Here is a 23,678-nt window from a genome sequence, read left to right as displayed (position 1 = left end):
TTATCCAAAGATCAAAAATACGATGCTCACCTGATTACGATGGTAATCGCTTTCCCCTAAAGTTTCTAAACAACAAATCCGTACGTGTGGCAGTGCTGCCACCCTCTCCTCAGGAGCGTGACCCGTGTTCGACGCCTCATCTCGACGCACCTTTCTCACCGCATCTGCACTATCAGCCATGGTGCTCGCCGCCTCTCCTACTGTGGCGGACGCCATCGCCGCCCCCATCCCCGACAGCTGGGCAGCGTTGTGCGAGCGGTGGGTCGACATCATCACCGGACGCAGAGCCGCCCGGACCTCCGACCCACGCGCCCGCGAAATCATCGCCAAGGCCGACCGGAAGGTCACTGAGATCCTCACCGACCTCGCATCCGGCTCGAGTCGTCAGACCGTCCTGATCTCGGCGGACCTCCGGAAGGAGCAGTCGCCCTTCATCACTAAGACCGCCCGAGCCATCGGCTCGATGGCCTGTGCCTGGGCCACCCCCGGGTCCAGATACCACAAGGATCCCGAGATCCTCTCCGCGTGCGTCGAGGGACTCAGAGACTTCTGCCGGCTTCGTTACAACCCCTCCCAGGACGAGTACGGGAACTGGTGGGACTGGGAGGATGGCGCGTCAAGGGCCATCGCCGACGTCATGTGCATCCTGCACGACGTCCTGCCGACCGACGTCATGTCCGCCGCGGCAGCCGGCATCGACCACTTCGTTCCCGACCCCTGGTTCCAGCAGCCTGCGTCGGTCAAGCCCACTGCCAACCCCATTCAGCCCGTGGTCTCGACCGGCGCAAATCGCATGGACCTGACCCGTGCCGTCATGTGTCGCTCCATCGCGACCAACGACGAGAAGAAACTGCGTCATGCCGTCGACGGATTGCCTGACGCCTGGCGCGTCACCACCGAGGGGGACGGTTTTCGCGCTGATGGCGGATTCATCCAGCACTCCCACATCCCCTACACCGGCGGTTACGGCGATGTTCTGTTCAGTGGACTGGCAATGCTCCTACCCCTGGTCTCCGGGACGAGATTCGACATCGCCGAATCGGCCCGCAAGGCCTTCCACGACCAGGTCGAACGCGGCTTCGTCCCCGTCATGTATAACGGACAGATCCTCGACGACGTGCGCGGTCGATCCATCTCACGCATCAATGAGTCGGCAGCCATGCACGGCATCTCGATCGCCCGTGCCATGCTCATGATGGCCGACGCCCTACCGACACACCGCGCCGAGCGGTGGCGGGGGATCGTACATGGCTGGATCGCGCGAAACACCTTCGATCACTTGTCCGAGCCGTCCACCCTCGTCGACATCTCCCTGTTCGACACCGCAGTCAAGGCGCGCCCCGTTCCGGAGACGTCGACGCCGAGCTATTTCGCCTCCATGGACCGTCTCGTTCACCGCACCGCGGACTGGCTCGTCACCGTGTCCAACTGTTCGGATCGCATCGCATGGTACGAGTACGGCAACGGGGAGAACGAATGGGCCTCCAGGACCAGCCAGGGAATGCGTTATCTCCTGCTGCCCGGAGACATGGGACAGTACGAGGACGGATACTGGGCCACCGTCGACTACTCAGCACCGACGGGGACGACGGTGGACTCCACCCCACTCAAACGTGCTGTCGGAGACTCGTGGGCAACCGAGACCCCTGCCAACGAGTGGTCCGGGGGACTGGCATCGGGTGCGTGGTCAGCAGCCGCGTCCCAGATCACCTCGCAAGACTCCACCCTTAAGGCACGACGCCTGTGGGTAGGGCTGAAGGACGCTATGGTGGAACTGACAACCGACGTGACCACCAACGCGTCGCGGGCCATGACCGTCGTCGAGCACCGCAAGGTGGCAAGCCCCTCGACGAAACTCTTCGTCGACGGCAACCCGGTCTCATCCGCGACTTCCTTCCAGAACCCCCGTTGGGCCCATCTGGACGGAGTAGGCGGTTACATCTTCGCCAGTGACACTGACCTCTCCGCAGAGGTGGCGACGAGGAAGGGAACCTGGATCGACGTCAACCCCTCCCGCAAGGTTAAGGGGGCTGACGAGGTCATCGAGCGCACTTATGCATCCCTGCACGTCACCCACCACGATCATCCGGTCGCATGGGCCCTGATACCCACCGCCAGCCGTTCCCGCACGATCACCCTGGCCACGCGCCCGGGCGTCAAGCCATTCACCGTGCTCCGGAATGACGCAACGGTCCAGGCCGTCCGCTCTGCGGGGGCCCTGTTGACGAAAGATCCCACTGTCGTCACCACCCTGGCCTTCTGGAAGCCTGCCGGCTGTGGCGGGGTAACAGTCGACTCCCCCACCATGGTTCAGACCCGCGAGCGCGAAAACCGGATGGAGGTCGTCATCTCCGAGCCCACCCAGCGAAAGGACTCGGTCACGGTCACCATCGACGGTAGCTGGCGTCTCGACACCTCCGACGAGCACGTCGGCGACAGCCGAGGTGACTCGGCCATGACCCTGCACATCAACACAGCAGGGCTGGGCGGCCAGTCCGTCCGCGTGGCCCTGTCACGCCCGATCATCCCGGCCGCCCCAACCCCTCAACCATCGAAGTCAGTCCCCGGAACGCCGACCCGCCCGATCAGGCTGCCGCGCACCGGGGTCTGACTCCGGGGGATCCGGTCGGTCAGGCACGCCCCGCATACTGGCCGACCGGGAATTCCCCGGCCACTGGAGTATCGGCAATGTAATTAGCCAAATCGTCGATAGCGCCGTCACCGAGGCGGTGAAGCTCTCGCCCCATTGACCCGGCAGCGTGTGGAGTCAGGATGACGTTCGGCAGGGTCCACAGCGGTGAATCGGGGACGTTGACCTCGGGATCGGTGACGTCGATGACGGCACAGATGCGATCGCGCTGGAGTTCAGCGATGAGGGCGTCCTGATCACAGATGGCCCCGCGTGCAGTGTTGATGAAGGTCGCTCCATCCTTCATCTTCGCGAAATCCTCAGCTCCTAGCATGTGATAGGTCTGTGGCGTCGACGCCGAGTGCAGGGAGACGACGTCGCATGTCCGCATGATCTCGTCGATGCTGGCAGTAGTGACACCAAGCTCACGCGCTCTGGCCTCGTCAAGATGATGGGAGAACACCTTGATGTCGACGTGGAAGGGGGCCAACATCTCGATGACTCGCCGGGAGATTCGTGACAGTCCGATGAGGCCTATCTTGGCACCGTAAAGCCCGACGCCGGGAAAGTTCTCCCAGAAGGTCTCCTCCTTGGCACGGTTCTCCACGTACCGACGTCGCGAGGCGAAGATCCCCTTAGCGGCCAGGATGATCATGGCGAGGCTATACTCGGCGACCGGTTCTGCATTCAGTTGGGTTTGGGAGGAAATCCGAACCCCGGCCTCATAAGCCTGCACCCCGATGACACCCTTCACCGATCCTCCGGAGTGGATGACCATTCGAAGCTGCGGCATCTGTGGCAGGAGTTCCGTGAGGTCACCAGTCTCCCACGCTGTGACGACCACTTCGGCCTCGCGCAGCATCTCCCGGCTCTCCGCCAAGGCATGTCCAGCCGGGTCAGGGTCGATCCGCAAATCAGCCAGGTCGCGGATCCGTTCGAAGGCCGCAGGAGTGAAGAACATGGGCTTGTAGAGGTCCAGAACAGACAGGACCACGCAGGGTTTTCTCATCTTGGACTCCATCCTGTCGGTACGACATCGTTCAACAATGCTGGAAATCACTTTCCACGATACCAATATGTGCCCTCACCGAGGCGAATCGGCAGGTATTTGTGAAAGCGTTTTATCGGAGTTTGCGAAGCAATCCCATTCCATGTCGCAATGAAAACGATAGAGTCAGATGTCAACACCATCCCAGGAGGAATCACATGGCGACGCTCAGCGACGTGGCCGTGCGGGCAGGAGTGTCCCTGGCCACCGCATCGAGGGTTCTCAACGGCTCGGCCCAAAGAGTGGTGGGGCCCGAATTGCGCGAGCGCGTCGCTGCCGCAGCCGCCGAGCTCGGGTACGTCCCCAACAAGGCCGCCCAGGCAATGGCGCGCGGACGCACCGACGTCGTCTCACTTGTCGTCGGTTCCATCGCGGATCCCTACTTCTCATCCATTGTGGCCGGAGTGAGCCGAGAGACCCAGTCCCACGACCTGCGTGTCACCATCTCCGAGTCGGACGGCTCCGAGAAGTCAACCCTCGCTGTCATCGCGAACGCATCCAGCCAGCAGGCCCGCGCACTCATCTTCGCCGGTGGCGCAATCACCTCCACACCAGCAGTCACTCGCGCTATTTCTGACTTCACCACGCATACTGGTTCCCCCGTACTGGCGATCGGAGCAACCAATCTTCCCCCCGAGATCAAGGGCATCGGGGTTGACGACCGAGCCGCAGCCGAAGACCTCGCCGGTATGATGGTGAAGTTCGGTTACCACGACATCTCGGTCATCGCGACATCACCGATCGTATTGGCATCCCAGCTGCGCACCGAAGGGTTCACCGAGGCGATCCGCAAGGCTGGCGGAACGGTGCGCGAGATCGTCGAGACCCCTTTATCGCGGCAGGGTGGCATCGATGCAATGAATCACATCCTGGCCTCCCCAACCCGTCCCCAACTCGTCTTCGCCACTGCAGACGTCATGGCGGTAGGCGCCCTCGCAGCGGTCCGCACCGCCGGCGTCAAGATCCCCGGCGACATCGCACTGTGCGGATTCGATGACATTCCGACCCTGGCCGACATTGTCCCCGGTTTGACGACCGTCCACATCGACCTAGAGGAGCTCGGCCGATGGGCAACCCGGCTGCTGGTCTCCCCGGAAGAACCCATTCAGCGGATAATGCCGACCTCCATCATGATTCGCGAGTCGACCCCTAATCTCTCTGCCATGCGCGGGTAATCCCGTGTCAGACCCCTTCCTGAATGGCGATGGTGTCCCCGGAGATCTCCGGGGACACCATCGCCACATCTCTCAGTGATCACCCATTCACTTCATGGTTCCTTGACTCAAGGAGCCATGAAGCTGGCGCTGGAAGACGATGTAAACCAGCACTACCGGGATGACGGTCAGGGTCACCGAGGCGAACAGCGCACCGAAGTCGACCTCATAACCCATCTTGGTGGCAAAGGTCGCCAAGCCCTGGGACAGCACGTAATTGTCCTCCTTGCTGTTGATGGCAATCGGGATGAGGTACTGGTTCCACAGACCGAGGAAGTTGAAGATGGCGACCGACGCGAACCCGGGCTTAGCCATCGGCAGCATCACCTTGAAGAAGGTCGTCCACTCACCGGCACCGTCAATCTGCGCCGCCTCGTAAATCTCATAGGGGAGGGTCTTGAAGAAGGCGTAGAGGAAGAAAACGGTGAAAGGAAGAGCGAAGGCCACATAGGTGATGATGAGGCCAGGGACCGAGTTCGTCAGGCCCAGGTTCTTCAAGGTGAAGAACAGCGGGACGACGGCCAGGAAGATCGGGAAGGTGTTGCCCGCGAGCATGAGGACGTAAATGGCTTTGTTCCCACGGAAGCGATACCTGGCGAGGACGTAGGAGGACATTGCCCCGAGGACCATCACGATTGCCAACGCACTGAAGACGACGATGACCGTGTTGAGGAAGTAGTCCCCAATATGGGCCTCGTTCCAAGCATTGGTGAAGTTCTCCCAGTGGAGGTTGCTGGGCCAGGAAAACGGCGAAGCGAAGATCTCCGAGGTTGACTTGAACGAGGTCATCAAGGTCCACAACAGAGGCAGCACAACGATGATCGTCCAGATCGCCAGCAGAATGTGTGCCACTGTGGCGAAGGCCTTGTCTCCCTTTGTCGGTTCCGCATGGCGGATCTCGACATCGAATGCGTTGAGAGGAGTCATCATACTCATGCCAGCGTCACCGAATCCTTTCCACCTGTGAGGCGATTGACTAGCCCGACGACGCTGGCAAAGGCCAACGTGAACAGGCAGATCACCACACCTTGAGCACATGCCAACCCGTATCGAGCGTTCTGGAACGAATCCCACAACTGCTGGCTCATGACCAAAGTGGAGTTGTCGGGACCGCCGAAGGGGTTAAGGACGCTCATGTATACGAAAGCATCAAGCGAAATGATGCCGAGGTAGATCCAGGCCGTCTGAATGTTGTCACGGATCAACGGAACCGTGATCGACACCGCGACCCGGAACCGACCGGCGCCGTCGATCCTGGCTGACTCGAAGATCTCGGCCGGAATCGACTTTATGGCTGCCACGAAGAGCAACATGTAGAAGCCGACATAGCCCCACAGCATGATGAAGATGGAGACCGGCATGGCCGTGGACTTCTCCCCCAGCCAGGCGAGGTTCTGGAACTTGTCCAGGCCCATGCCAGTCAACAGTCCATTCACCAAACCGTGGGACGGGTCGAGGATCTGCGACCACAGCAAACCGATGACGACCGCCGGGACGCAGTACGGGAAGAAGGAAACCACCCGGTAGAAGCCCGAACCCTTGAGGCCACGCGTGTGTCCATGACTGGAACCGCCCACCGTCAACATGGTGGCTAGCACCAAAGCCAAGAAGATCGTCACGAACGGGACGAAGATGCACAACACGACGTTGTTGATCATCGCCCGCCGGAACAGGGGGTCAGCGAACAACTGTTTGTAGTTGTCCAGGCCAACCATCTTGAACTTCATGGAGAAGCCGCCCCAGTCCGTCAGTGAGTAATAGAACGCCTGAAGGAATGGAGAGATGACGAAAACCAAGTACACCACCAAAGGCACACCGAGGAACGCCACGAAGAAGCTGATCTTGTCGAAGCTCCAGTGGTGACGCTTTCGGGGCGTCGCCCGCATGCCGGGAACCTCATGCTCCCCCGCGCCCTCCAATGCTGACGTAGTGCTCGGCGGAATAGCAGAACTAGTCATGGGCGTTTCCTCAAGGGCTCAGAACCTAGGTGGATCACTTGAAGGTGGGCTTCTTGATCGAACTGTCGTTGGCAACCTTGTCCGAGATGGCCTGCATGGCGTCAGTCAGCTCCTTGACCGACTTCTTGCCAGACAGGAAGTCATTCCACGGGACGAGGTTGTCCTTGGTCATGCCGTAGAAGGCGGAGAACCGAATCGGGAACATCTTGTCCTCAGCGGCATCCAGCATCTTGCTCAGCGACATCAGCGCGGTTGAGCCGAAGCCGTCCTCCGGAACACTGCCCTTGACGATGGTTGGGACATGGACGGTCTTAGCGAAGCTCGTCGCGGCCTCCTTCGACAGCATGGCGCGCATGAACTCCTTACCGGCACCCGGGTTCTTGGCCTTGCTCGGGAAAAGAAAGGCTTCGCGCGGACCGGCGTGCAGGGCCCCATGACCCATGGCAGGCGAGTTCGAGACCGACGGCTCAGGGCAACCCATCATATCGAAGCCAGACTTCGTCTGAGACTTCATCTCGTTCTCGATCCAGGAGCCCGAGGGATACAGCAAGGCGGCCTGGTCGTGGCACCACTGGGACTGAGCGGCAGTGAACTGAGTTCCGGCGCCACCGGGCTTCATATATCCGTTGTCAATGATCTTCTTCAACGAGGTAAGAGCAGCCTGCATCGGTTCCTGGGACCATGCCTTCGGCTTGAGGTTCTCGAAGTTGAGACGAACCTCGTCGCCACCCTCCTTGATGGCTGAGCCAAGACACATGAGCATGTAGTAGTCGGCGGCCTCTTTACCGAAGAGGAAGAGGTACTTGCCGGCCTTCTTGGCCTCCTCACCGAGTTTTAGCAGGTCGTCCCACGTCTCCGGAGCCTCCCAGCCGTGTTCCTTGAACAGAGAGCCCGAGTACCACAGGCAGTAGGCGGACATGACATAGTTAAGCTCGATGAACTTGTCACCGTAAGTGCCAGTGTCCTTGACGCCGGCGTACAGAGTGTCAGCGATCTTCTTGCCTTCGTAGTTTTCAGCCTCGAGCAGGTCGTCGATGCTGTCGAGCTGATCAAGTATGGCCGAGACATTGATACGCCCGGAACCGGCGTTGTCGAGGACGTCCGGCGGATTGCCATCGGCGAAGCGCGGCTGCAGCTCCTGACCGATGTGGTTGGAAGCCTTGACGGATACCGACTCCGTCTTGGGCCACTTCTTCTTCATGAGGTTGGCGGCGTACTCGCAGTAGGCGATGCCGTAGCCGCCGTTGAAGACCACCGCGTCGAGCTTGCTATTCTCAGCCATGCCGAACGGGTTGCCCTTCGACTTCGCAGCAGCGGACTTCTGCTTGGTGTCGTCCTCACCGCCACCGGTGCCGGCAGCACAGGAAGACAGCATGCTGGCGAGCGGGGCTGCGATAGCTGCAGCTCCCAATCCCTTGATGAATCCGCGGCGCGGGAAGGTGGACTGACTCATGTCATTCTCCTCATCTGTGATCCACCGTCGTTGGTGGACTGAGCAGCCCGTTGATCCAGCTCCCAGCAATGCCAGACCATCGCCGTGACAACGAGCCCAGAAATCGGTTCTGCTCCGGTGCAAGCACCACTGTAAAGCAGTTTTCCCGGAATGGAAACCGCTTACCGGCATTTTCTCTGATTTTTTCCATGCGGGGCTAACCTCAACTCCCGGTATGCCAGATCACGCCACCATCAGCTCAGGCAAACCTCAGCGACTGCATCGTCCCATCGCTTGGCCGGCGTAAGAGCGCGCGAATCCCACAGTTGAGATCAGCGAATGTCATTGACTCACAGCTTGTGTCGTGCGTAGCATGGTAAGCGCTTGCCGCACCAATGGTGGTGCGCCCGTGATCTCAGGAGACAGCTATGCCACAGACCGACACGCGGACATTCCGTATTGCCATGAACGGCGTGACAGGCCGGATGGGTTACCGACAACACTTCGTCAGGTCGATTCTGATAATTCGCGATCAAGGCGGCGTCACCCTGCCAGACGGCTCGACGATTCAGGTCGAACCCATCCTTGTCGGGCGTAACGAGGCAAAGCTGCGCGCTCTCGCGGAGAAGCACCACGTGGATGAGATCTCGACCGACACAGACGGGGTCATGACCCGCGACGACATCGACATCTACTTTGACGCCCAGACGACATCACGTCGTTACCGAGCTCTGCGCACCGCCATCGAGGCCGGCAAGAATATCTACACTGAGAAGCCCACTGCGGAAACCCTCGATGAGGCCATCGAATTGGCGACGTTGGCGCGGCGTCACAACGTCATCGACGGCGTCGTCCACGACAAGCTCTATCTGCCCGGCCTGGTGAAACTGCGTCGTCTGGTCGACATGGGATTCTTCGGACACATCCACTCCATGCGCGGCGAATTCGGATACTGGGTCTGGGAAGGCACCGATGTCCCCTCCCAGCGGCCGTCGTGGAACTACCGCAAGGCCGACGGCGGCAGCATGACGACCGACATGTACCCGCACTGGAACTACGTCATCGAGGGCATCATCGGGCAGATCCAGGACGTTTACTCCCAGACCGCCACCCACATCACCAAGCGCGTGGACGAGCAGGGCAGCATTTACAACGCGGACACCGACGATGCCGCTTACGCCATTTTCAACGCCGTCACACCCTCTGGCGACCCAGTCGTCGTGCAGATGAACTCTTCCTGGGCCACCCGCGTCTTCCGCGACGAACTGCTCGAGTTGCAGATCGACGGCACCGGAGGCTCAGCCGTGGCAGGCCTGTTCGGATGCGTCTGCCAGCCTCGTGGGGTCACCCCCCGCCCGACCTGGAACCCCGACGTCCCTGACACACACGACTACATGTCGATGTGGCAGAAGGTTCCCGACAACGCCGCCACTGCCACCGGCAGCCTCGACAACGGCTTCAAGGCGCAGTGGGAGGAGTACCTCACCGACGTCGCGATGGATCGCAGGCACCGCTTCGACCTGCTGTCGGGAGCGCGCGGCGTCCAGCTTGCCGAGCTCGGACTGCAGTCGGCTGCCGAGGGACGACGCATTGACGTCCCCGAGATCGTGGTGGACCAGCGATGAGCGACCTCTCGAAGCTGTCCCTCAACACCGCGACGGCCAAGCACGCGACCTTGGCAGAGTGCGCCTCGGCATGCGCCGAGACGGGACTGGGATGGATCGGCCCCTGGCGCGACCGAATCCAGGAAGTAGGCAACGATGAGGCAGCCCGGATCATCTCCGACGCCGGGCTCAAGGCCTCGACGGTGTGCCGGGGCGGATTCCTCACCGGTACCGACGACAACTCCTTGCCCGAAGCCATCGCCGAGAACACCCGGGCTCTGGACGAGGCCGCGGCCGTCGGGGCGGGCGAACTCGTCATGGTCGTCGGTGGGTTGCCTGCCGGGGACAAAGACATCGTCGCTGCCCGGCAGCGGGTAGCAGACCGACTTGGCGATCTCGTCCCCATTGCACGCGACCACGGGGTCCGTCTGGCACTCGAACCAATGCATCCACTGTTCACCGCGAACCGAGGAGTACTCACGACCTTGGAGCAATCCCTCGACATAGCGGCGCCGTTCTCCTCTGACGAAGTAGGGGTTGTCGTCGACACCTACCACGTCTGGTGGGATCCCAAAGCCCGCGAGTCCATCGCCCGAGCCGGCCGAGAGGGACGCATCTCCAGCTACCAGATCTGTGACTGGATCCTACCGCTGGCCGCCGAGACCCTGAACTCGCGCGGATTCCCCGGAGACGGGTACATCGATTTTCCGACCATCACCGAATGGGTTACCGAGGCTGGTTACACCGGCTCGGTCGAGGTCGAGATCTTCAACGAGGAGATCTGGGCGATGCCAACTCGTCAGATCGTCAAAAGACTTGCCACCAGGTACGAGGAACTCGTCCTACCCCACCTGTGAGACGAACGGCCCGGTCGCTTCCTACGACCGGGCCGTTTCCTGTCTGACTGTCTCACACCGTTCGGAGCCTCAGCTGAGCAGCCAGTTCACCTCATTGGAGAGGAATGCGCGACGCGACGGCGACGAGTACGACCTTGCGTCATGGCCCATACCGTCATAGATGACATTGTTGCCGTGGGCCCACCCCATCACCTGCCAATTTTCACTAAGTTCATGACGGATGAGAGGAGTGGAGTCCGCGTGGACGACTAGGTCGGAATACCTCTCGTCGTAGACGGTGACGACGTCGAGCCCCGCCCAGACCGGATGGCCCTCGGCCCCGGGAGCCTTCTCGAAGGTCGCAATGCACCGCTTGGGGTGCCAGCTCGTACCGCGCACCCACTGTCCGCCAAGCAGGTCGGGCCACTCAGGCCAGTCCGGGAAGGAGTTCGCCGCGGTGTGTACGGCGAGCACCCGCCCGCCGTCACGAATCCACTGTCCGAACTCGTGCTGGGCGGCGGCCCACTGGTCGTCACGTTCCAGCTCCACCTCGACGTTGCCGCCCAGGTTGACGACGACCAGGTCGAGGTCGTCATACCCCCTCAGACATGAGACGTCATCGTCACGAACCTCGACGCGGTGACCGTCCGCCTCCAGGATCTCGCGGATTGCCGCCGATCCCTCGGCGAAGGGATGCCATGGATCGGTGTATCGGCCATGGCCAGACAGAACTCTGATGGATGCCACGATGTCTCCTCATCGAGTGGGTGGTCAGCGGATATTGTGGTCGATCCGGTAGGTCTTCCAGACGTTCTCGAAAAACTCGTCCTCAGTCGGAATGGGACGCACCGGATCCCAGCGCGCGTGAATGTCCTCCCCTGCGGCGTCCACGGACACGCGCTGGGTGACGCCGTGGTGGGCCCTGGAGTCCAGACGGTGCCGGAAGATGTCCTCGACGTCGAGCTCGGCGCCGTCGTCCCACCAAGAGACAGGCAGATCACCGTCGGGGTCGGTATAGAGCACCGATCCTCGCGATCCCACCCCATGATCAAGATGGTCGAGCATGGCTGCCACGTAGACGGCCTGGGCGTCGAGGATGTCGCGGACCAGGAAAAGCCTATCGACGCTGCGTCTGCTCGTCGGGTCGACGACACATTCTTCGACGATCTGACGACGCCATTCAGCGACCTTCTTTGCCAGCTCCTCAAGCCCCTGACGGGACCGCACAAGCCCGGCGTTGTCGCTCATCGCGCGGGTCGACTCCGCCAACAGGTCGTCGACCTGGACGGCGTCACGGCGACCACAGGCAGTGTCGAGGAGGTCCCGAGCCTTCTGCAGCGCATCACCCGCCAACTCCTGCCAACCCTCATCAGTGCGAGCAGCACCATGCTCACGGGAGGCGATCCACTGGGCTGCCCTCGTTGCCCCGACTTGGGCCGAGTTGAGGGCGGCGCCACCCGGACGCGCCACTCCATGGGCTCCAGCGGCCTCTCCCACCGGGAACAGCCCAGCAATGGAGGATCGCCACCACAGGTCAACGTCTATCCCGCCATTGTTGTGCTGGGCGCACACCTCGATCTCAAGGCGATCGGTGGCCAGATCAATGCCCGGATTGCGGTTGAGGTAGAACTCGTATGCCGGCTGGTTCATGTGCCGCAGGCGCTCGATCGGCGTCTCCAAGCCGAGAACACCTACAGACTCCAGGTATCCGCGAGCCTCGCCGTCGAGCAGATTCGGATCCCAGCCCGGCTGATTGACGCGGAAGTCGAGGAAGACCCGACGCCCTCGCATCACCGTCTCGCGGTAGGTGAGAATGTCGATGAGGCTCGAGCCCTCATGGACCTTGTCGATGTCGAAGGGCCACTGGTAGCCCTTGCGGAAGATAAGGCTGGTGAGCGCGCAAGGATCGTCTATAACCTCGGCCAGAAAGTCGTGCTCGGTGCTGTCGGGGTCCACCGAGACGAACGCAGGCACCACCTGCATGTAGGACCCCGAGACATTCCAGCGAGGCCGCAGGGAGGCCATTCCGAACTGGAACTCAGGCAAGTTGTGGCCAACGGCACCTGCGCGCAGGGCGGCACCGGTCGCACCCCACTGACCGTGGGGCCACACCGAGTCAGCGAACATTCCGGCCGGTCCACCGGTGGCCAGGACGACATTGCGTGCGGCAACGAGGACTAACGGACATTCCTGGTCGGCAACGACGTCGCGTCGCAGGCCAAGGACACCGACACACCGAGGGGTTTCCCCGGATCGATCGACGAGGAGGTCAACAACCCGGACCCCATCGAGGATCTCGGTCCCCCGGGAGCGCACCCGTGCCTCGAGACAATCGACCATCGATTTCGAGGTGAAGGGCCCTACCGAGGTCGCTCGCTGCCGAGGATCGTGGTCGGTCTTGTAGCCGACGAACTGCCCATGACGGTCGCTGGGAAATTCGACCCCGGCCTCCACCAGGTTGTAGAAGCACCGTGCCGAGAGCGCCGCCTCTGTCAGGGCGATGTCGCCGTCCATTGCTCCCCCGTCGAAGAGGGTGCGGGCCATCTCGCCCACTGAGTCGGGACCGTCCCCGGCGAGGGTCAGTTTGTAATAGGTCTGCTTGTCAGACCCAGCATTGCGGGAGGCCCCGGCATGGATGGCGTCTGCAATGACGAGGACGTCATGCTGTCCAAACTGGGCTAGTCGGTCTGCCGCACAGTATCCGGCAGATCCGGTCCCGACGACGACGGTGTTGACGCTGGCGACCGGGACGTCGATCCCGGCCAAGTGCATGGTGGGCAGATCCATCTCACAACCTCGCGATGTGCATGCCACCGTCGACATTGATGACCTCGCCAACGGAGTACCTCATCGAACCGATGGCCAAGTTGACGACAGCTGCGGCGACATCCTCGGGACGTCCCCAGCGTGGCATCGGTGCGACCCCCTCGGCAAACTGACGGTCGTACTTCTCCTTGACCCCGACCGTCATGTCGGTGGCGATGACACCGGGACGCACCTCGTTGACGAGGATCCCCTCTGGAGCGAGTCTGGCGGCCCAGAGCTGGGTTGCCATCGAGACGCCGGCCTTGGAGATGCAGTACTCACCACGGTTGAGGCTGACCATTGTCGAGGAGCAGGAGGCCACATTGACGATGGCCCCGACGATCCCGCCAGTGGTATCAGTGGTTCCGTCTCCTCGCTGATCGATGAACTGGCGGGCGACGGCCTGAGTGAGGAAGTACGGCCCACGCAGGTTGATCCCCAGTACCCGGTCGAAGGACTCGACGGTGGCGTCAAGGATGTCGTCACGGCTCGTTGGTGCCACGCCGGCATTGTTGACGAGCACGTCGACACGACCCCAGCGGTTCAGTGCGTCACCGATGAACCGTTGATGGGCGGTCAGGTCGGAGACGTCGCCACGAGTGTGACTCACCTCGCCCATATCCTGCAGTTCCGTCAGTACCTCCGGTGCCAACTCGCTTCGCGACAGGATCTGCACCGCATACCCCTGCTGCAGCATGGCCTTGCTGATGGCCAGACCGATACCACGGTTTCCCCCGGTAATGAGCGCAACCTTTGTCATGCCGACTCCCTCGTCGTGTGTCCGTGGCGTTCATTATTCCCGTCCGGAACATCTTCGGCAAGCGCTTGCCGCTAGTATTTGAGCGGATCGAAGAGACTGCCACACCGTCACCGCGAGTCGACGGGAAACGGTGGCAAGACCTCGCCACCCCAGCCCCCTCGGGGACGACAATTGACGCAAACCCCCAACGTCGGAGATCACAAGTGAGCAACGAAGCACTCGACAAAGTCCTGACGAATCTCGTCATCCCGGTGGTCGTCATCCATGAGGCCGCCACCACCCCGGCCGTCACCGACGGTCTCGTCGACGGCGGGCTCCCCGTCGCCGAGGTGACCTTCCGCACCGACGCCGCACCCGCCGCCATCGAGTCGATGGCCGAGGACGGGCGCGTCATGGTCGGAGCCGGAACCGTTATCAATGCCCGTCAGGTCGACGAGGCGGTGAGCGCGGGAGCGACCTTCGTCGTCTCTCCCGGCCTGTCCCGTGAGGTCGTCGACCGCTGCCGACACCATGACATCCCGATCCTGCCGGGAGTCATCACCCCCGCTGAGATCATGGCCGGTGTCGACATGGGGCTGGACACCTTCAAGTTCTTCCCGGCCGGAAACTACGGCGGTGCTGCCACGATTTCTTCCCTGGGCGGCCCCTTCCCGAACCTACGTTTTGTCCCCACTGGCGGAGTCAAGCCGCACAACCTGGCGGACTTCCTCTCCCGCCCCAACATCCCTGCGGTCGGTGGCACCTGGCTCACCCCAGCCGACGCCGTCGCTGCCCGGGACAGTCAAACCATCGCCAACTTGGCACGCGAGGCCGCCCGCAGTGCCCACAGCATCCTCGAGGAGCAGTCATGAGCATCACACTTCGTTCCGCAGACCAGTGCCGTTACGACATCGTCTCTCTCGGCGAGGTGATGCTCCGCCTCGATCCGGGTGAGCGTCGCATCCGCACCGCCACGTCCTTCGATGTCTGGGAGGGCGGCGGCGAGTACAACGTCGGCCGTGGCCTGTCCCGGGTCTTCGGCAAGCGTGCCGCCGTCATCACCGGTCTCGTCGACGACCCGGTCGGCCACCTCGTTGGCGACCGCATCACCGCCGGCGGAGTCGACGACCAGTTCATCACTTGGGTGCCTTCCGACGGAGTCGGTCGCACGGTGCACACCGGGCTCAACTTCACCGAGCGTGGCTTCGGTGTTCGCGGGGCCGTCGGCGTCTCGGACCGCGGCCACACCGCTGCCAGCCAGCTGCGCGCCGAGGACATCGACCTCGACCGCCTCTTCGGGGAATTGGGAGTGCGCTGGCTGCACACCGGCGGCATCTACACCGCCCTGTCGGAGACCAGTGCCCAGACTGCCAAGGCCGTCATGGAGGCCGCCCACGCAAACGGGACGATCATCTCCTACGACCTCAACTACCGACCCAGCCTGTGGAAGTCGATCGGCGGTCAGGAGGAGGCCCGCCGCGTCAATCGCGAGCTGGCCAGCCTGGTCGACGTCATGATCGGCAACGAGGAGGACTTCACGGCCTGCCTCGGCTTCGAGGTCGAGGGGAACGACGAGAACCTCTCCAATCTCGACGTCGATTCCTACGCCAACATGATCGACAAGGTGGTCGAGGAGTTCTCGAACATCTCCGTCGTCGCCACCACTCTGCGTCAGGTGCGCACTGCCAGCCGCAACGACTGGTCGGCCATCGCGTGGTCGAAGGACACCGGCCTGGTGCGCTCGGTCGAACGTCCCGACTTGGAGATCCTCGACCGTGTTGGCGGCGGCGACTCTTTCGCTGCTGGCCTGGTGGCCGGAATCATGGAGACTGGAGACCTGCAGAAGGCCGTCGAGTGGGGGGCTGCCCACGGCGCTCTGGCCATGACCACCCCTGGCGACACCTCCATGGCCACCCGCTCCGAGGTGGAGAATCTCGCTGCCGGAGGTTCTGCCCGAGTGAAGCGCTGACTGGCACCGGACTCATATCGGACGGCGAGCCCGAAGGGCTCGCCGTTCTTTTTGGCCCCCAGCCACGAGCAGGTCCTGGGACGGGTAGATTCGTGCTCACCATCCCGTCATGACAGGAGCCATCCGTGAGTGAGCCCAGTGCCGTCGATCCCACAGCCCGCGACATCGCCGAGAAGCTGGCCCCGGCCTACCGCACCATGCTCAACGCGATCGCACAAGTTGAGCCCCGGATTGCGGAGGCCACCCGAGCCGAACTGACCGACCAGCGTCATTCCCTCAAGCTCATCGCCTCCGAGAACTACGCATCCCTGCCAGTCCTTGCGACCATGGGTACCTGGTTCTCCGACAAGTACGCCGAGGGCACCGCCGGTCACCGCTTCTACGCCGGCTGCCAGAACGTCGACACCGTTGAGGCGATTGCTGCCGAGCACGCCTGCACCCTCTTCGGCGCTGAGCATGCCTACGTGCAGCCGCACTCCGGTATTGACGCCAACCTCACTGCCTACTGGACGATCCTCGCCCATCACGTCGAGACCCCGGCCCTCGAGGAGTTCGGAGCGCGCACCGTCAACGACCTCACCCAGGCCGACTGGGACACCCTGCGCCACCGCTTCAACGACCAGCGCGCCATCGGCATGAGCCTGGACACCGGCGGCCACCTCACCCACGGTTTCCGTCCGAACATCTCGGGCAAGATGTTCGACCAGCGCTCCTACGGAACGGACCCGCAGACCGGTCTGCTCGATTACGACAAGGTCGCCGAGCTGGCCCGCGAGTTCAAGCCCCTCGTCGTCGTCGCCGGGTACTCCGCCTACCCTCGCCGGGTGAACTTCGCGAAGATGCGCGAGATCGCCGACGAGGTCGGAGCCGTCCTCATGGTCGACATGGCTCACTTCGCCGGCCTGGTGGCCGGCAAGGTCTTCACCGGTGACGAGGACCCGGTCCCCCACGCCCAAGTGGTGACGACGACGACTCACAAGTCCTTGCGCGGCCCGCGTGGCGGCATGGTGCTGACGACCAAGGAGTATGCCGCCGACGTCGATCGTGGCTGCCCGATGGTCCTCGGTGGCCCGCTCTCCCACGTCATGGCAGCCAAGGCCGTCGCCCTGGCCGAGGCTCGTACCCAGGCATTCCGCGACTACGCCCAACGTGTCGCCGACAATGCCAAGGCCCTGGCTGAGGGACTTATGAAGCGCGGCGTCAAACTCGTCACCGACGGCACTGACAACCACATCAACCTGCTCGACGTCACCACGAGCTTCGGACTGACCGGTCGGCAGGCCGAAGCTGCCCTGCTGGATTCCGGCGTCGTGACCAACCGCAACTCCATCCCGGCCGACCCGAATGGCGCCTGGTACACCTCGGGCGTGCGCATCGGCACCCCGGCCCTGACCTCGCGTGGGTTCGGGGCCGATGAATTCGATCAGGTTGCTGAGCTCATCGTCACCGCTCTGAAGGCCACCACCCCGGTGACGGCTTCCAGTGGCAAGCCGGGCAAGGCCAAGTACCAGATCGCCGACGGCGTGGCCCAGAAGGTCCATGATGCCGCCGACGAACTGCTCGGGAACTTCCCGCTCTATCCGGGGCTGGATCTGGCCTGAGGGTTTTGACCTCCTCTCACCGGAGTTTTGGGCAGAATTTTCCCCCAACGGAGTTGTCACACAATGTGATATCGATCTTTCGACGGCCCGTGTTCCACGAGAAGAACACGGGCCGTCGAGTTCTTGTCGATGCCTTCTGATGGAGCAAAAGACATCAGGACACTGGGTTCGTCGGAGATTGAAAGGACTCTCCGAAACTGCCCCCGTGTGGACCCATCCCCGGAGGACCGGGAGTACTTCTGAGGCGAGGTCTTACCACACGGTTACGTTGACTATTCCACCGCCCCATGCCTTTCTGACCCGTTGTGGAGCCACTTCTCCCCAGATGATGAGTCGCCCCGTCCCGGCGTTAACATTCCCGTACCGGACCAGACGGCCCCGTCACGAGGAGGTTCTTTATGCAGGAAGGTGATCCCAGCGCCAAGCCAACCGGCACCACCGTTGACATGGGTGACGCTGGCTACGACAAGGCCCTGAGGAACAGGCACCTGCAGATGATCGCCATCGGCGGTTCCATCGGCACCGGACTCTTCCTGGGAGCAGGTGGACGTCTGGCTCAGGGAGGTCCTGGGCTGGCCCTCAGCTACGCAGTGTGCGGCATCTTCGCCTTCCTCATGGTTCGGGCCCTGGGCGAGATGGCTATTCGGCGTCCATCCTCGGGCGCCTTCGTCTCATACGCCCGTGAATTCATGGGCGAGAAGGGCGCCTACGTCACCGGGTGGTTCTTCTTCCTCAACTGGTCGGTCACGGTCATGGCGGACATCACGGCCGTCGCCCTGTACCTGCACTATTGGAAGATGTTTCAGCCCATTCCACAATGGGTTCTCGCCCTCATCGCGTTGGCTGTTGTGTTCACCCTGAACATGCTCAGCGTCAAAATGTTCGGCGAGGCGGAATTCTGGTTTGCCGCCATCAAGGTGACGGCCATCGTCCTGTTCATGATCGCGGCGATCTGGGCCGTCGTCACCGAAGCGCCGGTCGGCCACGACACTGCAGGATTCCACAACATCTCCAGCCATGGCGGGTTCTTTCCCGGAGGCATGACGCCAGTCGTCGCCCTGACCCTTGGCGTGATCTTTGCTTTCGGCGGCACGGAGATGGTCGGCGTCGCCGCCGGCGAGACGAAGGACGCCGAAAAGATCTTGCCCAAGGCGATCAACTCGATGATCTTGCGAATCTTCGTCTTCTACGTTGGCTCGGTCGTCCTCATGGCCCTCGTCCTCCCCTACACCGCCTACTCGGCCAATGAGTCACCGTTCGTGACGTTCTTCACCGGGATCGGTATTCCCCACGCCGGCGACGTCATTCAGATCATCGTGCTCACCGCGGCCCTGAGTTCGCTCAACGCTGGCCTCTACTCCACCGGACGCACATTGCGGTCCCTCGCAATGGCTGGTGAGGCTCCGAAGATCGCCGCGAAACTCAACCGACATCAGGTTCCTGCCGGCGGGATCATCATTACGGCGTCGCTGGGTCTCATTGGCGTGGCTCTCAGCGCCTTCCTGCCTGAGAGCGCATTCGAAATCGTCATGAACCTGGCCGGCATCGGTATCGCCGGGACGTGGTGCATGGTGCTCCTCACCCATACCCGGTTCCTGCGCCTCGTCAAGAGGGGAGAAGAAGTGCGACCCGAGTACCACATGCCGGGTGCGCCAATGACGAATTACGTCTCCCTGGCCTTCCTCATCATCGTCGTCCTGTCGAACGTCACGTCGGAGTCGGGGCGCTGGACACTTCTTCTGTTCGCCCTCGTAGCGATAGCGATGGTCATAGGCTGGTATGCCGTGCGAAACGATGTTATGTCTGACAACGCTGTCAAGGACTCTCCAGGGGATTGAGCCATGCGTACCCACATCCTCTACACCGGGGGGACTCTCGGCATGGTCCCCACTCCGGACGGACTGGCACCGGGGGCCGACCTGACGGGATGGCTCGATCAGCTGCTCTCGGGCACAGAACTCGCCGGAACGTTTGAGACCCTGAGCTTTGAGCATCTCATCGACTCAGCCAATGCGACTCCGGCCGACTGGGGTCGAATCGTTGACAATCTGTGGGCACATCGGGAAGAGGCCGACTCCTTCGTCGTCCTGCACGGCACCGACACCCTGGCCTACACCTCAGCCGCCCTGTCCTACGCCCTGACAGATTTCGGCAAGCCGGTCGTCGTCACCGGGTCGCAATACTCGCTAGGAGTCGTCGGGACCGACGCCGCCCCCAACGTCACGGGCGCGCTGAGAGCTGTCACCAGCGGACGTCTCCACGGCGTGGCGGTGTTCTTCGGCCACAAACTGCTGCGCGGAAACCGCGTCACGAAGTCGTCCTCGTGGGCCTACAACGGCTTCGACTCCCCCGCTGCCCCCCAACTGGCACGCACCGGGGCTCCGTGGCAATGGATCGAGAATGACTCGACCGGCTGTGGTTGGCTGGATCCAAGACCGTACCGCCGCCATGACGTCCTCGTCGTCGACCTCTCCCCGGGCCTCAGCGCCGCACGCCTCCGGGCCGTCCTCGATCCGTTGCCTGAGGCCGTCATCCTGCGAGCCTTCGGCGTCGGGAACGTCCCCAGCGATGAGCCCGGCTTGGTCGACGTCATCCTTGACGTCATCTCCGCCGGCACCCCCGTCGTCGTCGCTTCCCAGTGCATGCAGGCCGACGTCCTGCTGGGGCATTACCAGTCGAGTCATGCCCTGGCCGAGGGGGGAGCCATCAGCGCCCATGACATGACCCTCGAAGCTCTCTATGCCAAACTCGTCTTCCTGCTGTCCCAGGGACTGCGTGGTAAGGAGTTGGGACGGTGGGTCGAGACGGACATCGCCGGGGAGATCAGTATGTGAACCGCACTTTCCCATCAACACCGCAGACGACTGCACGTTCGTCGCGAATTGATGTGAAATTTCACGCTGCGGCTGGCCAGTGCTCTCCCCCGTGAACAATGATGGATTCATCACAGGTGGTAGCGAAGGCATCGTTGCCCTCCACCACCACATTCCACAATGACTGACGAGGCGAACTCATCATCTACGCGAGGAGAGGTGTTGATGGTCATCAACAAGAAGGTTCTGGTCTGCTGCGGCACTGGCATCGCCACCTCCGTCCAGGTGGCCAACAAGTTGCAGCGGATGCTGCGTGATCGAGGCGTGGCCGCGACGATGAAGGAGTGCAAGACGGCCAACGTCCCGGCCCAGGTGGAGACCTTCCAGCCGGACGCCATCGTCGTCACCACTGCGATCAATCCCCCTGACGAGGGGGTCAAGGTATACCGAGGCACCCCTCTGCTGACCGGGGTAGGTGCCGACGAACTCGCCGACCAGATCGCCGACGACCTCAAGGGGCTGAATGACTGAGCCACGTCTCATCATCGCGAACTTGGGCGTCGAGACGTCCCACGAACTGTTCGCCGCTATCAGTTCCCGGCTTGCCGATGAAGGGCTTGTGAAGGCGTCATTCCTGTCCGCGGCCGAGGCCCGGGAGGCCACTTATCCCACTGGGTTGGATTTCGGGCACATACAGGTCGCGATCCCCCACGTCGACCCGGACCATGTCGTAGCTCCCGGTCTCCTCCTGTGCCGCAACGCTCACAAGACCGTGTTCCACGCCATGGACGACCCCGAACGAGCGCTCGACGCCCGGCTGAGCATCTGGCCTCTGGTGACCGCCCCGCACAACCAGGTCCGGATGCTCGGCGCTGTGATCGACCTGCTGCAGGAACCGTCGTACTGCCAGCTCCTCCTGGACGGCGACGAGGCCGATGTCAGATCTGCTCTGCAGAAGGTGTTGGACTCCATCGAGCCAGCCGACTGACGCTACGTCACCGACGCGCACTATGGTGGAAACATGACTGCAAAGCTCATCCTGCTCCGCCACGGCGAGAGCGAGTGGAACTCCAAGAACCTCTTCACCGGCTGGGTGGACGTCGATCTCAACGAGAAGGGCGAGGGCGAGGCCCGTCACGCCGCTGACCTGCTCAAGGAGGAGAACCTCCTTCCCAACGTCGTCCACACCTCTCTGCTGCGTCGCGCCATCCACACCGCCTACCTGGCCCTGGACGGCTGTGATCGTCACTGGATCCCGGTGCGTCGCTCCTGGCGCCTCAACGAGCGTCACTACGGCGCTCTGCAGGGCCTGAACAAGGCCGAGACCAAGGAGAAGTACGGCAACGACCAGTTCATGGCCTGGCGCCGTTCCTACGACGTCCGTCCGCCGAACCTCGAGCACGATGGCGAGTACAGCCAGTTCAATGACCCGCGCTATGCCGACATCCCGGAGGCCGAGCGGCCCGTCGCCGAGTGCCTCAAGGACGTCGTAGCCCGCATGGTGCCGTACTTCACCTCCGACATCGCTGCTGACCTCAAGGCCGGTAAGACAGTGCTGGTGGCTGCCCACGGCAACTCCCTGCGCGCCCTCGTCAAGCACCTCGACGAGATCAGCGACGAAGACATCGCCGGACTCAACATTCCAACCGGTATCCCGCTGCTCTACGAGCTTGACGACGACCTCAAGCCCGTCACCAAGGGTGGCCGCTACCTCGACCCTGAGGCTGCTGCCGCTGGCGCCAAGGCCGTCGCCAACCAGGGAAACAAGTGAGTTCGTGACGGCATCCAAGTCCTGGAACCACATGGAGCGGCGCCCCGGAGATGATCTCTGGGGCGCCGCTCCATGTGCAGATGAAGGTGGGATCAGGAGATCACACCGAACTCGTAGCCCTCGCTCTTGAGCCACTTGAGGATGGACGGCATGGCTTCGGCCGTCATCTGCTTTCCGTAGGTGTCGTGGTTGAGGATGACGACGACATTCGGGTCACCAGACTCGTTGATGGTCTTCTTGACCATCTTCAGGTAACCGTCGACGGTCTTGGGACGCTGGACGTCAGCGTCGCCGCTCATGGCGTTCCAGTCGATCCAGGCAACGCCGCGCTTGGCCAGAGCCTGGTCAGCCTGGGACAGCTTGGTCCAGGACATGTGACCGCCCGGGTAGCGGAAGGCCGAGGAGAAGTAGCTCGATCCCAGGATTGCCCGCGACTGGGCAGTGGCCCAGTCCCAGTCACAGCTGATGTGCTTGGCGCTGGCGGCGTGGCCGGGGTAGAGGTAATTGTAGTCGTGCGAGTAGGAGTGCACAGCTAGGGCGTTGCCCATCTTGAGCGAACGGCTGAGCATCTCCTTGTTCACGTCACGCAGCTGCGGGGCGATCATGAAGAAGGTCGCGCGGGCACCGGCCTTCTCAAGGTTGTCGAGCTGCTCACCGGTGAACTTGGCCGTCGGACCGTCGTCGAAGGTCACGAAGACGATCTTCTTGTTCTTCGGCTGGGTGGAGGGCTTCTTCAGCCACTGATTCACAACAGCAGCCGGGTAGGCGTACTTGTCGGCAGCCGTTCCATGGTTCGTGCCGGGCTCCAGACCGTCAATGTCCTTGACGACGGTGCCGGGGGCCTTGAGGGACGAGTAGCTCGACGGGGGCTCCGTGCAATCCGGCTTCGTCACAGCGGCACCGACGCCGTACTTGCCGGCAGGCACCGGACCACTCGGCATTCCCGCTGGCGCACTCGCGCCACTCGAGACGCTGGGCTTGGCCGCGGGAGACTTGGATGCCGGCGCCTTCGAGGACTGGGCCGCGCTGGCAGCCGACTTCGACGGGGAGTTGCCAGACTCCGGATCGTTCGTGGCACATCCGGCGATGGCCATCGAAACGGTGGTGACGAGAACGACAGCTCCAGCCATCGTTTTTCTGCGGAAGGCAAAAGCCATGTGACAAGACCTCACTGACAATAATCAGCCGTGTACCACGGCGAGTTGGGCCTCTCGATTGTACGTACTGAGTACAAGCGATCCCAATTCGAAACCCGACAC

At 62.4% G+C, this 23,678-nt stretch carries 21 protein-coding genes; 13 read left to right on the top strand and 8 right to left on the bottom strand.

All coding sequences use genetic code 11. The features are described 5' to 3' along the window. The first annotated feature begins 124 nt into the window (after positions 1 to 124). Positions 125 to 2,611 (top strand): polysaccharide lyase 8 family protein, encoded by a 2,487-nt coding sequence (locus ACP8ML_RS02050; protein ID WP_249361248.1) that lies wholly within the window; start codon positions 125 to 127, stop codon positions 2,609 to 2,611. Between the two features lie 19 nt (positions 2,612 to 2,630). On the opposite strand, the gene ACP8ML_RS02045 is transcribed toward ACP8ML_RS02050, so the two are convergent. After that, entirely contained in the window at positions 2,631 to 3,284 is a 654-nt protein-coding gene (locus tag ACP8ML_RS02045) for an NAD(P)-dependent oxidoreductase (RefSeq protein WP_212750687.1), read from the bottom strand. A 551-nt stretch (positions 3,285 to 3,835) separates the two neighbouring features. Here ACP8ML_RS02045 and ACP8ML_RS02040 point away from each other — a divergent pair. Then, entirely contained in the window at positions 3,836 to 4,852 is a 1,017-nt protein-coding gene (locus tag ACP8ML_RS02040) for a LacI family DNA-binding transcriptional regulator (RefSeq protein ID WP_117188877.1), read from the top strand. An 87-nt stretch (positions 4,853 to 4,939) separates the two neighbouring features. On the opposite strand, the gene ACP8ML_RS02035 is transcribed toward ACP8ML_RS02040, so the two are convergent. The 3 genes from ACP8ML_RS02035 to ngcE are packed head-to-tail and all read right to left on the bottom strand — an operon-like array spanning position 4,940 to position 8,302. Then, the gene (locus ACP8ML_RS02035; RefSeq protein WP_249361250.1) at positions 4,940 to 5,827 is read right to left on the bottom strand and encodes a carbohydrate ABC transporter permease; all 888 of its coding nucleotides are present in this window, start codon (positions 5,825 to 5,827) and stop codon (positions 4,940 to 4,942) included. After that, positions 5,824 to 6,849 (bottom strand): carbohydrate ABC transporter permease, encoded by a 1,026-nt coding sequence (locus tag ACP8ML_RS02030; protein ID WP_249361251.1) that lies wholly within the window; start codon positions 6,847 to 6,849, stop codon positions 5,824 to 5,826. The genes ACP8ML_RS02035 and ACP8ML_RS02030 overlap by 4 nt, the downstream gene beginning before the upstream one ends. 34 nt (positions 6,850 to 6,883) lie before the next feature. After that, positions 6,884 to 8,302: an N-acetylglucosamine/diacetylchitobiose ABC transporter substrate-binding protein gene (ngcE, locus tag ACP8ML_RS02025; RefSeq protein ID WP_117188883.1), complete on the bottom strand. Its 1,419-nt coding sequence runs from the start codon at positions 8,300 to 8,302 to the stop codon at positions 6,884 to 6,886. 407 nt (positions 8,303 to 8,709) lie between these two features. Between ngcE and ACP8ML_RS02020 the strand changes: the two genes are divergently transcribed. Continuing rightward, positions 8,710 to 9,906 carry a Gfo/Idh/MocA family protein gene (locus ACP8ML_RS02020; RefSeq protein WP_117188885.1) on the top strand — a complete coding sequence of 399 codons (1,197 nt, stop codon included), beginning with the start codon at positions 8,710 to 8,712 and terminating at the stop codon, positions 9,904 to 9,906. Continuing rightward, entirely contained in the window at positions 9,903 to 10,742 is an 840-nt protein-coding gene (locus tag ACP8ML_RS02015; RefSeq protein WP_117188887.1) for a sugar phosphate isomerase/epimerase family protein, read from the top strand. Before ACP8ML_RS02020 ends, ACP8ML_RS02015 begins: the two co-directional genes overlap by 4 nt. A gap of 69 nt (positions 10,743 to 10,811) precedes the next feature. On the opposite strand, the gene ACP8ML_RS02010 is transcribed toward ACP8ML_RS02015, so the two are convergent. Genes ACP8ML_RS02010 through ACP8ML_RS02000 form a run of 3 tightly spaced genes read right to left on the bottom strand, consistent with a single transcriptional unit; the run spans position 10,812 to position 14,286 of the window. Next, on the bottom strand, positions 10,812 to 11,468 hold the full coding sequence (locus ACP8ML_RS02010; protein ID WP_117188889.1) for a ThuA domain-containing protein: 657 nt from the start codon (positions 11,466 to 11,468) through the stop codon (positions 10,812 to 10,814). A gap of 24 nt (positions 11,469 to 11,492) precedes the next feature. Next, positions 11,493 to 13,508 (bottom strand): FAD-binding protein, encoded by a 2,016-nt coding sequence (locus tag ACP8ML_RS02005; protein WP_117188891.1) that lies wholly within the window; start codon positions 13,506 to 13,508, stop codon positions 11,493 to 11,495. A 1-nt stretch (position 13,509) separates the two neighbouring features. Beyond that, positions 13,510 to 14,286, bottom strand: coding sequence for a 3-ketoacyl-ACP reductase (locus ACP8ML_RS02000; RefSeq protein WP_117188893.1), 777 nt, complete (start codon positions 14,284 to 14,286; stop codon positions 13,510 to 13,512). 203 nt (positions 14,287 to 14,489) lie between these two features. On the opposite strand from ACP8ML_RS02000, the gene eda reads away from it, so the two are divergent. The 8 genes from eda to ACP8ML_RS01960 all read left to right on the top strand — a co-directional run bounded on the left by eda (position 14,490) and on the right by ACP8ML_RS01960 (position 22,419). Continuing rightward, entirely contained in the window at positions 14,490 to 15,137 is a 648-nt protein-coding gene (eda, locus tag ACP8ML_RS01995; RefSeq protein ID WP_117188895.1) for a bifunctional 4-hydroxy-2-oxoglutarate aldolase/2-dehydro-3-deoxy-phosphogluconate aldolase, read from the top strand. Beyond that, positions 15,134 to 16,234, top strand: a complete 1,101-nt coding sequence (locus tag ACP8ML_RS01990) for a sugar kinase (RefSeq protein ID WP_117188897.1) — start codon at positions 15,134 to 15,136, stop codon at positions 16,232 to 16,234. Before eda ends, ACP8ML_RS01990 begins: the two co-directional genes overlap by 4 nt. 125 nt (positions 16,235 to 16,359) lie before the next feature. Then, positions 16,360 to 17,835, top strand: coding sequence for a glycine hydroxymethyltransferase (locus ACP8ML_RS01985; protein ID WP_065674305.1), 1,476 nt, complete (start codon positions 16,360 to 16,362; stop codon positions 17,833 to 17,835). 398 nt (positions 17,836 to 18,233) lie between these two features. Beyond that, on the top strand, positions 18,234 to 19,673 hold the full coding sequence (locus ACP8ML_RS01980) for an amino acid permease (protein WP_486703015.1): 1,440 nt from the start codon (positions 18,234 to 18,236) through the stop codon (positions 19,671 to 19,673). Between the two features lie 3 nt (positions 19,674 to 19,676). Continuing rightward, positions 19,677 to 20,669: an asparaginase gene (locus ACP8ML_RS01975; protein ID WP_065674303.1), complete on the top strand. Its 993-nt coding sequence runs from the start codon at positions 19,677 to 19,679 to the stop codon at positions 20,667 to 20,669. 204 nt (positions 20,670 to 20,873) lie between these two features. Then, on the top strand, positions 20,874 to 21,179 hold the full coding sequence (locus ACP8ML_RS01970; protein ID WP_065674302.1) for a PTS sugar transporter subunit IIB: 306 nt from the start codon (positions 20,874 to 20,876) through the stop codon (positions 21,177 to 21,179). After that, positions 21,172 to 21,636 carry a PTS sugar transporter subunit IIA gene (locus ACP8ML_RS01965; protein WP_016666987.1) on the top strand — a complete coding sequence of 155 codons (465 nt, stop codon included), beginning with the start codon at positions 21,172 to 21,174 and terminating at the stop codon, positions 21,634 to 21,636. The genes ACP8ML_RS01970 and ACP8ML_RS01965 overlap by 8 nt, the downstream gene beginning before the upstream one ends. Positions 21,637 to 21,669: 33 nt before the next feature. Then, positions 21,670 to 22,419, top strand: a complete 750-nt coding sequence (locus ACP8ML_RS01960) for a phosphoglyceromutase (protein WP_065674301.1) — start codon at positions 21,670 to 21,672, stop codon at positions 22,417 to 22,419. Between the two features lie 92 nt (positions 22,420 to 22,511). On the opposite strand, the gene ACP8ML_RS01955 is transcribed toward ACP8ML_RS01960, so the two are convergent. Then, positions 22,512 to 23,345: a polysaccharide deacetylase family protein gene (locus tag ACP8ML_RS01955; protein ID WP_486703014.1), complete on the bottom strand. Its 834-nt coding sequence runs from the start codon at positions 23,343 to 23,345 to the stop codon at positions 22,512 to 22,514. 46 nt (positions 23,346 to 23,391) lie between these two features. On the opposite strand from ACP8ML_RS01955, the gene ACP8ML_RS01950 reads away from it, so the two are divergent. After that, positions 23,392 to 23,580, top strand: a complete 189-nt coding sequence (locus ACP8ML_RS01950) for a hypothetical protein (protein ID WP_221269213.1) — start codon at positions 23,392 to 23,394, stop codon at positions 23,578 to 23,580. The last annotated feature ends 98 nt before the right edge of the window (positions 23,581 to 23,678 follow it).

The organism is Cutibacterium sp. LaCa_255 (genome assembly GCF_057458005.1).
Note: the sequence above shows the minus strand (reverse complement) of the source record. Positions and strands in the feature narration are given on the sequence as shown.

Bases quoted from the DNA above. Each gene is read 5' to 3' on its own strand.
- ACP8ML_RS02015 (WP_117188887.1), top strand. From the start codon at position 9,903: ATGAGCGACCTCTCGAAGCTGTCCCTCAACACCGCGACGGCCAAGCAC.
- ACP8ML_RS01990 (WP_117188897.1), top strand. From the start codon at position 15,134: ATGAGCATCACACTTCGTTCCGCAGACCAGTGCCGTTACGACATCGTC.
- ngcE (WP_117188883.1), bottom strand. From the start codon at position 8,302: ATGAGTCAGTCCACCTTCCCGCGCCGCGGATTCATCAAGGGATTGGGA.
- ACP8ML_RS01960 (WP_065674301.1), top strand. From the start codon at position 21,670: ATGACTGCAAAGCTCATCCTGCTCCGCCACGGCGAGAGCGAGTGGAAC.
- ACP8ML_RS01965 (WP_016666987.1), top strand. From the start codon at position 21,172: ATGACTGAGCCACGTCTCATCATCGCGAACTTGGGCGTCGAGACGTCC.
- ACP8ML_RS02045 (WP_212750687.1), bottom strand. From the start codon at position 3,284: ATGATCATCCTGGCCGCTAAGGGGATCTTCGCCTCGCGACGTCGGTAC.
- ACP8ML_RS02030 (WP_249361251.1), bottom strand. From the start codon at position 6,849: ATGACTAGTTCTGCTATTCCGCCGAGCACTACGTCAGCATTGGAGGGC.
- ACP8ML_RS02000 (WP_117188893.1), bottom strand. From the start codon at position 14,286: ATGACAAAGGTTGCGCTCATTACCGGGGGAAACCGTGGTATCGGTCTG.
- ACP8ML_RS01975 (WP_065674303.1), top strand. From the start codon at position 19,677: ATGCGTACCCACATCCTCTACACCGGGGGGACTCTCGGCATGGTCCCC.
- ACP8ML_RS02005 (WP_117188891.1), bottom strand. From the start codon at position 13,508: ATGGATCTGCCCACCATGCACTTGGCCGGGATCGACGTCCCGGTCGCC.
- ACP8ML_RS02020 (WP_117188885.1), top strand. From the start codon at position 8,710: ATGCCACAGACCGACACGCGGACATTCCGTATTGCCATGAACGGCGTG.
- ACP8ML_RS01970 (WP_065674302.1), top strand. From the start codon at position 20,874: ATGGTCATCAACAAGAAGGTTCTGGTCTGCTGCGGCACTGGCATCGCC.
- ACP8ML_RS01980 (WP_486703015.1), top strand. From the start codon at position 18,234: ATGCAGGAAGGTGATCCCAGCGCCAAGCCAACCGGCACCACCGTTGAC.
- ACP8ML_RS02035 (WP_249361250.1), bottom strand. From the start codon at position 5,827: ATGAGTATGATGACTCCTCTCAACGCATTCGATGTCGAGATCCGCCAT.
- ACP8ML_RS02040 (WP_117188877.1), top strand. From the start codon at position 3,836: ATGGCGACGCTCAGCGACGTGGCCGTGCGGGCAGGAGTGTCCCTGGCC.